Genomic DNA, 14,196 nt, shown 5'->3' with positions numbered 1-14,196 from the left:
TTAATGCGCAATTATAATATGGACTTTATTCGCGGCGTTGCCGTGCTTGGCCTAGTTTACATGAATGCTTACGCCTTCGGCCTTTTTGAATACGGGTATACCTCTTTAACTAATCCTCCTGTAAGCGACTCAATTATTCACACCTTTAGCAGTTTGTTTGTAGACGGGCGTTTTAGAACACTGTTTAGTTTGCTTTTTGGCGCCGGACTTTATATTCAGTGGCAACGTTACAAGTCTGAAGTGCAGTTAAAAAGCAGGCTCTATTGGTTAATCCTCTTTGGTTTAGCGCATGGTTTTTTACTTTGGGCAGGTGATATTTTATTTGTTTACGGTGTATCTGGCTGGTTTGTTATTAAATATTTAGAGCGTGATAGCACTGTTCTTTTAAAAAGAGGACTTGAGTTTATTTTGTTATCGGGTGTAGCTACAGTGCTTATTGTATCTAACGTACCCGATGAAGTGATTTACCGCGATTCAGCACAGTTTATAGATTTATATAACCCACACTATATTGATTACTTTATTAGTAACCTCGCCATGAACACATTGATGCTTGTTATGGTGCCAATAATGACAATGTGGATGTGCGTGGGCCTTATGCTTATTGGCATTTATTTATATAAACAAGACGTTTTTAGTAAAGGCTTAACGACTCAGCAATTAATAGTTTTCGGTGCAATGACCCTTGTTTTTTGTGGAATCAGGCTTTATGCATCACAGCTTAATGGCAGCTTAGGATATGGGGTGCAAGAATTTGTAAATATGTTTGCGGCCCTAGGTATGGCTACGCTGTATATTCATTTAATTGTTAAATTTTGCAATAACAGAGCACACGTCGGCATGCTTATTCAACAAGCAGGGCGCTTAGCATTTACTTTATATATTAGCCAAACACTCATACAACTGTTGTTATATAAAGTGCTATTTACCCACTGGGTGCTCAGTTTTGATCGTATTGACTATTGGTTAGTTGCAACGGCATTAGTTGCGCTGCAGCTCATATTTACCTTTTTATACAGCCGCTATTTTAATCAAGGTCCGCTTGAATGTGTATGGCGTAAATTAACTAAAGTAAAAATTAGTGCTTAAACACCTATAAATAGTAAATTAGGGGCGAAAAAATAGTGTGGGTGGTTTACACTACTCGCCTTAAAAATTACTACGCTATAAGTGCCATGACCGAATTAAAACGTTTAAATAAATTTATTAGTGAAACAGGATTTTGTTCACGCCGCGAAGCCGATAAATATATTGAGCAAGGTCGTGTCAGCGTTAATGGCTACTCACCAGAAATGGGCGTAAAAGTAGCCGCTACCGATGTTGTATTAATTGATGGTAAGCCGCTTAAAGCCACGCCAAAGCGCGTTTACATTGCCTACAATAAACCCGTTGGTATAACGTGTACTACCGAAAGTAAAATTCAAAGTAATATTATTCGCGCGGTAAATTATCCTACGCGTATATTCCCAATAGGGCGCTTAGATAGACCGTCTGAAGGGCTTATATTTTTAACTAACGAAGGCGATATCGTTAATAAAATTTTACGTGCGGGCAATAATCACGAAAAAGAATACGTTGTTACGGTAGATAAACCGCTTAATCGTCAGTTTGTTACAAAAATGGCGAATGGTGTGCCTATTTTAGATACCGTTACTAAAGAATGTAAAGTAACGCAAAGTGGCCCTAAAGAATTTAAAATAGTACTTACTCAAGGTTTAAACCGTCAAATACGCCGCATGTGTGAATACTTAGGCTACGAAGTTGTAACCTTAAAACGTACGCGCATAATGAACGTAACACTTAAAGGTTTAAAAGTAGGGCAGTGGCGTCACTTGTCAGATATTGAAATGGCGCAAATAAACGACTCGATTTCTGACTCAGGTAAAACTCAAGAGCATTCGCTTGATACTAATAAGCAATCAGAAAATAATGCACCTTTAGCACCTAAAAAACGCGATTTTCAGGGCGAAAACCCACGACGCTTTAATAATGGTGATCGAAATAATGAGCGTAGTACTGAGCGAAATACAAATCGTAACTCTGAGCGCAGCAACGCTAACACAGAGCGCAAAAATGAGCGCAGTAATACTCCTTACCAAAAGCGTTCTACCACGTATGTGGGTAAGCCAAAAAGCATTAAAGAGAACAAGTCGTCTAATGCTAAATCAGACTCAAAACCTAGTTCGGACCGTATTCTCAGTCTAAAAAAATAATGTGCAGCTAAGTGGTATTCTACTACCACTGTATTTCTTGTACTATATTACCAAGTGGGCTTTTAACGCCCACTAAGTTTATGTTGTTATTTTGCAAACTCACCAATCTACCTTTATCTAAATACCATCTAAAAGTGTGCTTTTTATAGCTTTTTAAATCCAGTACAGTCAGTTTTGCGCAACTGTATTCATAATCAGTTGGGCAAGTACCTACTTCGAGTAACTGATATTCTTGCTGCCATATATTATCGCCGTATTTATTAGCCAGTAACTTTACTGAAATACATACTGACGTCCACAACCATAAGTAAATTAAAATAGGTAAACCGATTGGTATAAATACTGAACGGAATTTCCCGTGCTCAACAATATAATCTTTAACCGTATGTTTAAATTCAAAGTTATTATTGTATTTTTTATATAAGTGCCTAAATAAAGCAACCGATAACACGATCGTCATTATTGGAAATAACGTAAATGTTAAGGTGTTATATATACCATTGGGAATAAATGCGGGATCAGCTTGTTCATCCCATGCAAGTAAAACCAGTGGAGGAGCCGTTGCTAAAAGTAGCAGAGCGCTGTTGAATAGTTGTTTAAAGGTCACAGGTATTCACTTATAAAATGCTGCTTGTATAAAGCCCAAATTAGCGCTTAATGTTTAGCTATTGAATGCTAAAGCCAATATAAAATAAGAGTATACCTAAATAAATTGCAATCGCCGATAATGCTTTTTTAGAGCGCAGGCGCTTAACAAGGTCGCGTGTGCCATCAACCATACCGGAAATAACCAGTAGTATGCCCCCTGTAAAACGGTAGTTGTTTAAGTTCACGTTACCATTATCGTCAGTTATAAAGCGTAAATAACCAAAAAGTATAAAAAGACTGCCTGCTATTAGTACTGCAATTTTAAAGTTTTCCAATGCTTTTCCATAATATTAAGTTAGATACTAAAACGCCACTGAGTTGAGTCATTATAATTTTACTATATTTCGAATTTTAAATTTTGCCTAAATCCATTAAATGGCCTCATTATGTCGCTATATTAGGCGTATATACGCTAAAGCCTGATTTATATTGTGCATTAGCAAGTACACTTAGTTATATTTTGGGTAAGCTGTTAAGATGCGCCGTCTTAATAATGTAGAAAGGTTATAGAAGTAACATGTCAAAATTTTTCTTTATGGGTAAGCCCGACATAATGGGTAAAAATAACAGTAATGGATTTGCGCCAAATCGTACTGCAAAGGTAGGCACAGAGTTGCACCCGTTAACGCTAATTGTAAGCTCAGCTGAACGACAATCAGAAATAGAAGCAATACTAGAAGAGCATTCGCTGTTTGCTTCAATTGAAGTTAAAGCAGACGTACCAGAAGATATTCGCGAACTAGACTTTGCGCTTAGCAAGTCAACACCACAAGTATTTGATAAAGTACCAGAGCGTAACGCACCTTGTGTATGTGGTAGTGGCAAAAAATATAAAAAGTGTTGCGGTTAGTTTCTTAACAACTAAATATGTAGCCTTTCTTTTTTCATCGGTATTAAATAAAAATGCCACTGACCTTGAGCCAGTGGCATTTTTAATGTTAACCGATTATATGTTTAACTACTTACGTGGCTCGTAATCAATTCTAAATATAACCGTGTACAGTACCGGCACTACAATTAGAGTCAAAATTGTAGCAAAGCCTAGACCAAACATAATCGTTACCGCCATTGACTGAAAAAACACGTCAAATAACAGCGGGATCATACCCAAAATAGTGGTTATAGCTGCCATTGCAACCGGTCGTACACGGCTCACACCAGAGTCAAACACGGCCTCATAGGGCGATTTACCTTCCCTTAATTCAAGATTTATTTGATCAACTAATACAATACCGTTTTTAATTAGCATACCGCTTAAGCTTAACAAACCAAGTAGCCCCATAAAGCTAAACGGAGCATTCATCGCTAACAAGCCCGCGCTTACACCAATAATAGCCAAAGGCACAGTTGCCCAAATAACAAGTGGCTGTTTAAGTGAGTTAAAAAGTAATACCGTGACTGCAAACATAGCTAAATAACCCAGCGGTAATGAGCCAAATATTGCTTTTTGAGCTTTGCTTGACGACTCAAACTCGCCGCCCCATTCTAGTTGGTAACCACGCGGTAGTTCCATGTTCTCTATCGGACCGCGAATACGCGCAAATAATTTAGCGGGCGTTTCGTCTCCTAATACATTGTGATCGGCCATTACTGTAATAGTACGTTTGCGATCGCGGCGCATTATTAGGCTGTCTTCCCACTGCACATCAAATTCGTCTACAACTTGAGTCACTGGTACAAATACACCAAGAACTGGGCTGTATATTTGAAGGTCGTGTACGCTTTCTACGTTTAAGCGCTCGTTAGCAGGAGAGCGAGCAATAATGGGTAGCAATTGCGTACCATCGCGATATACGCCCACTTGTTTACCCGATAAGCTCGTTAGTAATACATTGTCTAAGTCTGATTTACTAATACCTAATCGACGTGCTTTTTGCTCGTTAAATTGCGGGCGAATCATTTTGGTACGTGCGCGCCAGTCATCACGAATATTGTATGCACCATCGTCGCTACCAATCAGTTCTTCGGCTGTAGCGGCGAGTTGTCTTAAAATAACAGGATCAGGGCCCGAAAAACGTGCTTCTATTTTTGCATCAGTAGAGGGGCCAATTTCCATCGGTTTAATTTTAAGCTGTGCAGAGAGTGCATGATTGCTTGAGTAATCACGCACTGTTTGCATTACAGTTGCTACGGCTTCTCTGTCGGCAACACGAATAATTAATTGGCCGTACGCTGGGTATGATTTTTCTGGCGCGTAGGTAAGCATAAAGCGCGGTGCACCTTGGCCTGTTGTACTTGTTACTTCTTCAACAAGGTCTTCTTTTTGCAAAAAATCTTCAAGTTTTTTAACGCCCTCAAGGGTTGAGCGAATATCAGAACCTTGCTCTTGCCAGTAATCTACATAAAACATAGGCGTATTAGAGGCAGGAAAAAACGACTGTTTTACAGAGCCAAAACCAACAACCGCTGTACACAGCAAAACAACCATTAATATAAGCGTGGTTTTTCTAAAGTGCAGCGCTAAATCTAAAATCGCTTTATAACCGTTAAAAATAAAGCCTTTGTATGGGTCTTCATCTTCTTGGCCTTCTTCGTTTTTAAATTCGTTTTCTTTAAACATTAAATTGGCAAAAAATGGCGTTAGCGTAATGGCTGTTATCCAGCTTAATAAAAGCGAAATAAACAACACCCAAAACAAGCTACCGGCAAATTCACCACTGGCATCAGAGCTTAAACCAATTGGCGCAAATGCAGTTACTGCAATAACTGTTGCACCTAGTAAAGGCCATTTTGTTTGCTCAACAATATTAACAGCCGCTTTGAGTTTTGTTTGGCCACGTTTAAGGTTTATCAGTATGCCTTCAGTGACGACTATTGCGTTATCGACCAGCATACCAAGCGCAATAATAAGTGCCCCAAGCGATATACGTTGCAAGTCGATAGCAAACAACTTCATAAATATAAACGTACCCAGTACGGTAAGCAGTAAAATACCACCAATTAAAATGCCGCTTTTTAAGCCCATAAATAACAGCAGTACAACAATAACAATCGCAATGGCTTCAAGTAAGCTGATAATAAAACCATCAACCGATTTTTGAACCTCTTGTGGTTGGTTGTATACCGAATTTATGTGAATACCATGAGGGCGTTGATATTCAAGTGATGCTAAATGCTCGTCTATGTTTTTACCCACATCAACCACATTAACACCCGACATAAACGACACGCCAATAAGTAAAGCTTGCTGAGAGTTATAACGAATAATGTTATTTGGTACTTCTGCGTACTCTCTGTAAACCTTTGCTACATCGCCTAAGTAAATAAGCTCATTGGCACCTGATTTTGAAATTAATAAGGTTTCAAGCTCTTTTACATCTTTAAATTCGCCAGTAGGATGCAAGCGAATTGATTCATCGCCCACGCGAATTTTACCCGCGTTAGATACCGTATTTTGCGATTGCAATAACTGGAATATATGGCTTGGCGCAATACCTAATTGAGCAAGTTTACGCGTAGAAACTTCAACCATTACTTGCGCTTGTTGTTGCCCCGCAACGGTTACTTTACTAACGCCTTTAACCAATACCAGTTCACGCTTTAAAAAATCGACGTAATCTTTAAGTTCGTCATACGAATAACCATCGCCGGTTACCGAATACATAACACCGTAAACATCGGCAAAGTCGTCCAAAATAGTGCTTGGGTAAACACCACTGGGTAATGACGGAGAAAGGTCGTTAATTTTACGACGCATTTCATCCCAAATTTGGCGAAGCTGCTCTTTACGATAATTGCTTTTCATTTCTACTGAAATTTGCGATTTACCGTTAGATGAAATAGACGTAACGTAATCAACATAAGGCAATTGCTGAATCGCGTTTTCAATCGGAAAAGTAACTTCTTCTTCAACTTGTTGCGGCGACGCGCCAGGGTACATAGTAATAACCATGGCTTTTTTAAGCGTAAACTCAGGGTCTTCTAGTTGCCCTAAATCAAAGTACGACACACTACCGCCAATTAATAGCAGCAGCGTAAACATCCAACTGATTACTTTTTTCTCTATGGAGAGTTGTGCAAAGCTCATAATTATAAGCCTCGCTCTTTATTCCATGCTCTTACTTTCATGCCTTCTTTTAGTGAATGCACACCGGCTGAAACCACAATTTGGCCTTCTTCAATACCACTTAATACTTCAATACCATCGCGGTGCAACTGGCCAACCTTTACAGCTTGTTTATGCACTTGGCTAGTTTTTGAATCAAAAAGCCATACGTAGGCGTTATCTTCAATTGATTCTTGCGGCTCAGAAAACACCGACTCGATAGGTAAGATTGTATAAGCAACTTGCGAGCGCGTTACTTTACTTAAATCAATAAGCACGCTACCCGTCATACCGGCTAGTAAATTAAAGTCCTCAGGTACTGGTAGCGAAAATACAACTTTATAAGTAAGTGTTGCAGGATCTGCTTGGGTATCCCACTCTTTAATATCAAGTATGTATTCTTTGTCGTCAAAGCCATCAAACTTTACAGTAGGGTGGTAATCGGTGCCTTTTTTAAAGCGAGCGACTATTTTTTCAGGAACCTGAATTTCTACGTCCATTAAATCGCGTGTTTCTAAGCGTAATATATTTTGCTTTGCTTGAATATTTTCAAAGTTTTTAACAAACACCTTAGCCACTGTGCCTGAAAATGGTGCGCGTAGTTCACTGTATTCAAGGTTCGTTTGTGCAATTTTAAATGCAGATTCAGCAATTTGCATATTAGCAGTGGCTTGATCTAATTCTGATTGGCTGGTGATTTTTTTCTCAAACAATTGCTCAATACGGCCAAGTTGTGATTTTGCCAATTCAAAGCGCGCTTTACGTTCGTCAAACTGTAATTGAAAATCTTCTGGATCTAGTTTTGCTAATAAATCACCTTTTTCAACGTGTTCACCAGCAAGCACAGGAAACTTAACAAGTTCGCCGTTTACCCTAAAAGCAAGGTACGAGCCTTGGTTTGCAACAACTTCAGCAGGAAAACTACGAATGTTAATTTGCGTATCATGACCTATGTTGAATAATTTAACAGGGCGAATAGGCTCTTCTTTAACTTGTTGTTCTGGCTCAGAACAGGCTATTAAGCTAAGTAAGGTCGTTGTTAATAAACATAGACGAAAGAGTTTCATGTCTTCTCCGTTGCAATGATGGCAAAATAATTAAGTGCAGCATACGCTGCAAACATATAAAATAAAAATCATTAAATTTTAGAAACTCAATAAGTTTTATTTATGATGTTGCAGAGCGGTATATGAAGCTGAATCAATTAATAATTTTAGATGCCATAGTGCAAAGCGCAAGCTTAAGCGGAGCAGCATTAAAGCTACATAAAACGCAGCCAGCGCTTACACTAGCCATTAAAAACTTAGAAGCCAAAATAGGATTTGAGTTACTAGACAGAAGTAAGTACCGATTACAGCTTACTGAAAAAGGGCGTGTTTTTCACCGCGAAGCACAGCAACTACTGCATGCCAACGACGAGCTAGCACAGCTCGCTAAAGAATTGGCATTAGGTAATGAACCCCAATTTAGAGTTTGTTACGAACAACTTTGTCATATGCAGAGTTATAACGAGATCATAAGTAATACTTTTAGGTTGTTTACCAGCACAGAGTTTAGCTTAACAAGCGGGAAGCGTTTTATTTCATTAGAGCAAGTAAACAGTGGGCAAGCTGAATTAGGTATTGGTCCGTGGTTTGATTTATTTCACGCGACAGGCGATTTAGAAAGCGTACCCATAGGCAGGCTCGATATAGGCATTGTGAGCGCTAAAGGCGTACTCCCTCAAAAACTCACCTATAGCGAACTGCAAACGTATCCGTGTTTAGCCATGTTTGAAAGTGACTTGAGTATCGACAGCGACAGGCTATCGTACTCAAAAGGCTCCGCCATGATGAAAATTGATGATGTATCGACCCTAAAATCGTTTTTACTCTCAGGTGCGGGTTGGGCAATGATGAGCCTAGAGCACTGCGACCCTGAAATAAAAGCAGGCTTACTTCAAGAAATACACATAACTGACCGAGAGCATAAATTTAGCGCGCAAATTAGAGCCTTTAGGCAGCATGCAATGCACCACGGCCCTGTAGCGCGTACTATCTGGGAGCAATTTAAACAATTAAGTAAGGAATATTCTAACAACAATGGATATTGATAAAGAAACGCTTATTTATACTGTTATCGCAGGCATACCAGTAGGAAAAGTAGCAAGTTACGGGCAAGTTGCAGCACTTGCGGGCTACCCGCAAAACTCACGGTTGGTCGGGCGCTTATTAAAAATGATGCCAAACGACTCGGTTATACCTTGGCACAGGGTAGTGAATAGCCAAGGTGAAATATCATTCCCTGCAGGTAGCGAAAAATACCAAGAACAGCGCGAAAGGCTACTATCAGAAGGTGTACTGTTTAAAAACGACAAAGTGAATATGCGCGAGTGCCGGTGGGAGTGACATGATTATTATTGGCTGATAAGTACCATAAACGAACGTTGATGAATCGTGACATGTGGAGTTAAGATTTTATAATCACATAGAAAGCGTCTCGGGTTTTTCGATACAGTTGTGTTGACCAAAACATAGACAGTGCATGGAGGTGCTTAGTATGAAACTCTATGATGGAATTGACCTGCATTCAAATAATAGTGTTTTGCTATCAATAATGAACAAGGTGAAACGCTTAGCTGCAAGCGTTTAAATAATGACATGTCTGTTATTCTATCTATTTCAACCCTTTACAAAGGCAAGCCAGCAGAGCTTGTTGTTGAATCAACATCTAATTGATATTGGCTAGTTGATGTATTAATGGATACAGAATTTAAACTTCTCAGTTGCTAAAGGTATAAAGTAATTAGGATTATTGAGCTGCTTTTCACACTGTGAGCTGGCATCAGATGAGAATGTATTTGTTATAAATATCATTTAAAATCAGGTGATTCGATGTATTCAGCCAGAATCAATGTTGTAGTGACCGGTTTAGGAATACTTAACGTTAATTGTCAACCAACCATGCTTATAGCAACTAAAATCAGTGATAATGATTTATTATTAATTATTATATTTAATATAGTATTTTGTGATGGTATATTCTAACAGCGATAATTATACGCTATGAACTTTTTCATTGTTACAAACGACTCTTAGATTCTATTAAAAATAGTATCGTTGTCTACTTTTACCCGCTAGCTTGATTAAGATAGCCCCGGCTTTTTTGCGTAAAAGATTGATTAATTAGGATTGATTTCCCATTATTGAGAGGGTAATAGTTTAGCTAAATTCTTCAAACGTGATGTGATTGTTGAAGGGGTAGAAACTATTGATCGTGATACGGTGTTGTTGATACTTGACGGTGAATTAGCACAAGGTTATGGCGTTGCTAGATGCCTGCCAGTGATATTTCAGCGCGAGTTAATGATTGGAAGCCTAGTGCTAGTTGGCTACTTTATACAAGCCGAGATTAACTAATAGCATTAGTGTAAAAGGAGCTTTAGAATGAAAAATCAGGGAATAATATGTTAACCGTCCATCCTAAACTTATAGAAAGTTTAGTTGAGCAAACACCAAGAGCGATGATTGCTATGTTAATCGTTTCTTTTGCTTATATTGGTGTATTTATTAAATATATACCATTTAATATCTTAATTATTTGGTTTGTTTTTCAAATATTATTAGCTACGTGTCGTTTTTATAATGCAAAAAGTTTTAAAAAATATTTAAGAACAAAAAACCAAGAAGGAATACAAAAAAATGGAATATACTTCATTATTTCTAACGTATTCCAAGCCATTATGTGGACAATGTCTTCTATTTTATCCATTGTATATGCGCCTCAACCATATGAATTAGTTGTTTTTGTTATGATTATAGGGATTATAACGGCTGCGGCATTATCTATGTCATCACTTTATAAGGCATATTTGATTTTTTTCTTTTCAATGATTATTCCTCAAATTTTCATTATGATTTACTACGGTGAGCATCACCATATTAGTTTAATTGTATTAACACTTATCTATATACCCGCTACTATCTTACTTTCAAAAGCTATATATAGTAGTCGTTTATCGAGTATTCAGGCTCATGATGATTTGGAAAAAAGTGTTAATAAACTGCATCATTTATCGATGATTGATGAGCTAACAAACATATACAATCGACGTTATTTTTTTGAAATTTCCCAAAAATTAATAGCTATAGCAGCTAGAGAAAAAAAACAGCTTTCACTTTTAATGATTGATATAGATTACTTCAAAAATATCAATGATAATTATGGACATCAAGTGGGCGATTTTATTTTAATAAATGTAGTAAAAGAAATAGAAAAAAACATAAGGAAAAGTGATGTTTTTGCTCGTGTTGGTGGGGAGGAATTTACTATTTTACTCAATGACGCTTCACTTGATGAAGCAAAGGTGATTACAGAAAAAATACGTAGAATTATAGAAGATAAAGTTTTTATTTATAATAATATTACGATGAGTACAACTATCAGTATAGGTCTATCTGAACTGAATAAAGAAAACACCTCAATTGAAGACTTATATAAACAAGCAGATAAGCAACTGTACATAGCTAAAGAAAATGGCAGGAATAGAGCATGTCCATAGTTTTTATCCACAGATTATATATTTATCTTCGATAATTATAATTACCGTAAAAATTTGGGGCAGGTCTTGCTTCTTTCCCTAGTCAAAAGAAAAAAGAAAGGCTGACCCTATTTGTTACTGTGATTATTACGGGCGGGTAAGTGCCAACAGCAGACATTGACATTACTTTTCAAAAACCTCTGAATTGGACAGCTAAGCCACCATTGCAGTCATTGGAAGCAGTACATTGAACGCTAACTTTGCGCCATAAACGGCCATTCTAATAACCATAGTTGCATGGTATGATTTTCTCCTGATCAGATAAAATTTATAGCAACATCTAAAGAAGTGTAAGAGTTTATTTGACCGTCAATCTAATCAAAGGAAATGGTATGGATAGCCAAGTTAAAAATAATTTTAAAAACAAAAAGTTTGCAAGTTTAGAATATCTATCCAACGAAAAAGCTTGGGCTGAAGATAATAATAATCTAGGTCTTTACTTTTTCTTATTAGAATTGAAAGGTAAGGATACCTCTGAGGTTTTCAATAAAATCCTACATATAAAAGAGAGCTATGTTTCTTCGTATAGCTATTTAGGTGACATAGCGCGTGAACTGTTTAATTATCCCAATGAGCGTAAAATACCAACTTATTATTTTAAAGAAGCACTAAAACACGATGAGAGGGACTCGCATGTATTGTGGAATTTATTCGCTTTAACTAGAAACACTTCTTATTTCCTAACTGCAATTAAAATAAACTATGAAGCAAAGAAATTTGATCTAGTTTCATATAACCTTCTCAATGCATATGCTCCTCAATTGATACAAGCAAAGTTTGATAAGGCCGATTGGCAGGAATTAAAAAGCATATTCCTTGATACAAATGTTTCTCACTGTCACGACTTCCTATTGATTTGCTATTTCTATCTAGACGACCTCGAAAATGGCATTAATCTCATGAATGAAAAGGAACGGGTCAGTAAAAGTATTATTGACTTATATCTTGATAAAGGATGTATTGATTTTGACTACGCTGTTCAAAAATCATACTTCTTTGAAAGTGTTAAATATCTTGAAGGTGACTTTAAACGTATTTATGAAGAAGCGAAGAAAGAAGTAAAAAAAGGAAATGCGAACCCAACTAAAGAGGCGATAATAAAATACGCGTTCGAGGCAGAGGAGTATAGTGAAGTCATCTCATTAGTAGAGGAAGAAATTAAAGAACCAAGAAAAATTAACAATCAACTAAGGCTGTATTACCTACTGTCATCGCTATATTTAGACATTGAGTTAAATGAAGAATATGAAATAGCCATCAACAAGCAAAATTTCTTTAGAAAATATAGTTGCAACCCATTATATTTAGCCTATTTGATATTAAAAAATATTAAGGTATTAGAAACTTCTCTAGTTGAAAAAGATGACCTTCATCCGATTGAACATTGGAGCTTGTATCAAGAAGCCGATGAATATCTGAGCCATGATGATCTATTAAACCATTACATGCACGACTCAATAGTAGAAAAGCTTAAATCACTGAAGGATAAATGGGATAAGCATGTCATTAATATAGAAATAGAAAAGTTGAAGAGTACTGATGAACCTTTAAGCGAAAATGACAAAACTAGATTGGCATCTTATCTTATTGATACTAACAGGCACGATGAAGCACCTTCGCTTTTAACAGAGCTAGAACCTTCAATGTCAGTTTCTAATTTACTAGCTATATATTATGAAAGACAAGATAAAGTTGACACAGCATTAACGCATTTTAAATCGGCTATTGACTCAATGAAAGTCAGCGGAGAGCTGAATGATGTAATTATCTCAAACTATTTATCTTGTCTAAATCGATCAGAACACTCTATTCCAGACTCTTTATACGATGAATATATAGATAGCTTTAATGAGAGTATTGCTGGTCATTTTAGGTATACTTTATCTACATCCCAAAATGGGAATTCACTATTTAAGTACTACCCTTTCAACCAGTTCACTCTTGACGCTTTAGTTAATGGATATTTTTATCTAGCATCTTCTGAACAACTCAATGATCCAATTGAATTACCATACGATAATTTGAGTGCTGATAAAACTAATTTATTTTTGCGTCCCAACTTCCGATTGGCTTCTTTTTCAAATAATGAGAATTCAATGCTAATGTGGTCGCATTACGCTGAGAATCATACAGGGCTTATGGTGGAATATTACTTTGAAGGTGAACTACCTGATGGTGTTGGTATTGATAAAGTGAACTACTCTCACACCACCAAAAGATACAAAGAAAAAGAACGTTACTTATTCAATCAATATATGCTTACCAAAAACAAAGATTGGTCATATGAGAAGGAAGTTCGGCTATTCGCATATAAAAGGGATAAAATTTATTACGAAAAAGCCAGCTACCCTTATAAAACAGGCGATAGAGCTTATGCTTACATAAAAAGCATTACTGTAGGTTATAAGTTCCCCGAAAGTACAATAAAGTTGATACAAAGCATCATCAGTGGACTTAATGAAAATATTGATAATAATTTATCGAAGATTGAATTAAGAAGAGCTATGTTATCAGAAAAGAACTTTTTCGAACTGGAATACGAGGTTATAAATTAAAGGACTAGTTTCATACTAAACTTAGGGGCCGCATCGCAACTCAGAAAGAGCCCCCCACATTCACAATGCAGTGTCAGTTATGGAGGAATTAAGCTATTAAGTGACAATTTGTTGTTGGCTCAAAGTGAACGTTCAAAAATTGAATATTAACGGCAG

General features: G+C 37.0%; 12 protein-coding genes. 8 read left to right on the top strand and 4 right to left on the bottom strand.

The genetic code is table 11. The features are described from left to right. Positions 1-18: 18 nt before the first annotated feature. Positions 19-1,089 (top strand): DUF418 domain-containing protein, encoded by a 1,071-nt coding sequence (locus I6F42_RS01425; protein WP_197150666.1) that lies wholly within the window; start codon positions 19-21, stop codon positions 1,087-1,089. A gap of 86 nt (positions 1,090-1,175) precedes the next feature. Then, a complete protein-coding gene (gene rluF, locus I6F42_RS01420; protein ID WP_033012488.1) occupies positions 1,176-2,213 on the top strand; it encodes a 23S rRNA pseudouridine(2604) synthase RluF in 1,038 nt (345 codons plus the stop codon). 22 nt (positions 2,214-2,235) lie between these two features. Here the strand turns inward: rluF and I6F42_RS01415 are convergent, their stop codons facing one another. Together I6F42_RS01415 and I6F42_RS01410 are read right to left on the bottom strand one after the other, a co-directional pair. Further along, entirely contained in the window at positions 2,236-2,820 is a 585-nt protein-coding gene (locus I6F42_RS01415; RefSeq protein ID WP_197150280.1) for a hypothetical protein, read from the bottom strand. 58 nt (positions 2,821-2,878) lie between these two features. Further along, positions 2,879-3,136, bottom strand: coding sequence for a MetJ regulator of methionine regulon (locus tag I6F42_RS01410; RefSeq protein ID WP_197150276.1), 258 nt, complete (start codon positions 3,134-3,136; stop codon positions 2,879-2,881). A gap of 242 nt (positions 3,137-3,378) precedes the next feature. On the opposite strand from I6F42_RS01410, the gene I6F42_RS01405 reads away from it, so the two are divergent. Then, on the top strand, positions 3,379-3,711 hold the full coding sequence (locus I6F42_RS01405; RefSeq protein WP_197150273.1) for a PBPRA1643 family SWIM/SEC-C metal-binding motif protein: 333 nt from the start codon (positions 3,379-3,381) through the stop codon (positions 3,709-3,711). 108 nt (positions 3,712-3,819) lie between these two features. Here I6F42_RS01405 and I6F42_RS01400 read toward each other — a convergent pair whose 3' ends face one another. Both I6F42_RS01400 and I6F42_RS01395 read right to left on the bottom strand, forming a co-directional pair. Then, complete coding sequence (locus tag I6F42_RS01400) at positions 3,820-6,888, bottom strand: efflux RND transporter permease subunit (protein WP_197150271.1); 3,069 nt, start codon at positions 6,886-6,888, stop codon at positions 3,820-3,822. Between the two features lie 2 nt (positions 6,889-6,890). Further along, positions 6,891-7,973, bottom strand: a complete 1,083-nt coding sequence (locus I6F42_RS01395; protein WP_197150268.1) for an efflux RND transporter periplasmic adaptor subunit — start codon at positions 7,971-7,973, stop codon at positions 6,891-6,893. A 122-nt stretch (positions 7,974-8,095) separates the two neighbouring features. Between I6F42_RS01395 and I6F42_RS01390 the strand changes: the two genes are divergently transcribed. The 5 genes from I6F42_RS01390 to I6F42_RS01370 all read left to right on the top strand — a co-directional run bounded on the left by I6F42_RS01390 (position 8,096) and on the right by I6F42_RS01370 (position 14,040). Beyond that, positions 8,096-8,998 (top strand): LysR family transcriptional regulator, encoded by a 903-nt coding sequence (locus I6F42_RS01390; RefSeq protein WP_010552989.1) that lies wholly within the window; start codon positions 8,096-8,098, stop codon positions 8,996-8,998. Then, positions 8,988-9,293: an MGMT family protein gene (locus I6F42_RS01385; protein ID WP_197150266.1), complete on the top strand. Its 306-nt coding sequence runs from the start codon at positions 8,988-8,990 to the stop codon at positions 9,291-9,293. Before I6F42_RS01390 ends, I6F42_RS01385 begins: the two co-directional genes overlap by 11 nt. Before the next feature lie 837 nt (positions 9,294-10,130). After that, on the top strand, positions 10,131-10,304 hold the full coding sequence (locus I6F42_RS01380) for a hypothetical protein (RefSeq protein ID WP_197150264.1): 174 nt from the start codon (positions 10,131-10,133) through the stop codon (positions 10,302-10,304). 47 nt (positions 10,305-10,351) lie between these two features. Then, positions 10,352-11,446, top strand: coding sequence for a GGDEF domain-containing protein (locus I6F42_RS01375; protein ID WP_197150262.1), 1,095 nt, complete (start codon positions 10,352-10,354; stop codon positions 11,444-11,446). A 371-nt stretch (positions 11,447-11,817) separates the two neighbouring features. Beyond that, the gene (locus I6F42_RS01370; protein ID WP_197150259.1) at positions 11,818-14,040 is read left to right on the top strand and encodes a DUF2971 domain-containing protein; all 2,223 of its coding nucleotides are present in this window, start codon (positions 11,818-11,820) and stop codon (positions 14,038-14,040) included. Positions 14,041-14,196: the final 156 nt, after the last annotated feature.

The sequence above is a fragment of the Pseudoalteromonas sp. SWYJZ12 genome, assembly GCF_015864395.1.
Classification (GTDB): Bacteria; Pseudomonadota; Gammaproteobacteria; order Enterobacterales; family Alteromonadaceae; genus Pseudoalteromonas; species Pseudoalteromonas arctica.
The sequence above is the reverse complement of the archived record's forward strand: the minus strand, read 5'-3'. Positions and strand labels throughout refer to the sequence as shown.

Coding starts and splice junctions, on each gene's coding strand:
- I6F42_RS01425 (WP_197150666.1), top strand. CDS start 19: ATGGACTTTATTCGCGGCGTTGCCGTGCTTGGCCTAGTTTACATGAAT.
- rluF (WP_033012488.1), top strand. CDS start 1,176: ATGACCGAATTAAAACGTTTAAATAAATTTATTAGTGAAACAGGATTT.
- I6F42_RS01405 (WP_197150273.1), top strand. CDS start 3,379: ATGTCAAAATTTTTCTTTATGGGTAAGCCCGACATAATGGGTAAAAAT.
- I6F42_RS01400 (WP_197150271.1), bottom strand. CDS start 6,888: ATGAGCTTTGCACAACTCTCCATAGAGAAAAAAGTAATCAGTTGGATG.
- I6F42_RS01395 (WP_197150268.1), bottom strand. CDS start 7,973: ATGAAACTCTTTCGTCTATGTTTATTAACAACGACCTTACTTAGCTTA.
- I6F42_RS01390 (WP_010552989.1), top strand. CDS start 8,096: ATGAAGCTGAATCAATTAATAATTTTAGATGCCATAGTGCAAAGCGCA.
- I6F42_RS01385 (WP_197150266.1), top strand. CDS start 8,988: ATGGATATTGATAAAGAAACGCTTATTTATACTGTTATCGCAGGCATA.
- I6F42_RS01375 (WP_197150262.1), top strand. CDS start 10,352: ATGTTAACCGTCCATCCTAAACTTATAGAAAGTTTAGTTGAGCAAACA.
- I6F42_RS01370 (WP_197150259.1), top strand. CDS start 11,818: ATGGATAGCCAAGTTAAAAATAATTTTAAAAACAAAAAGTTTGCAAGT.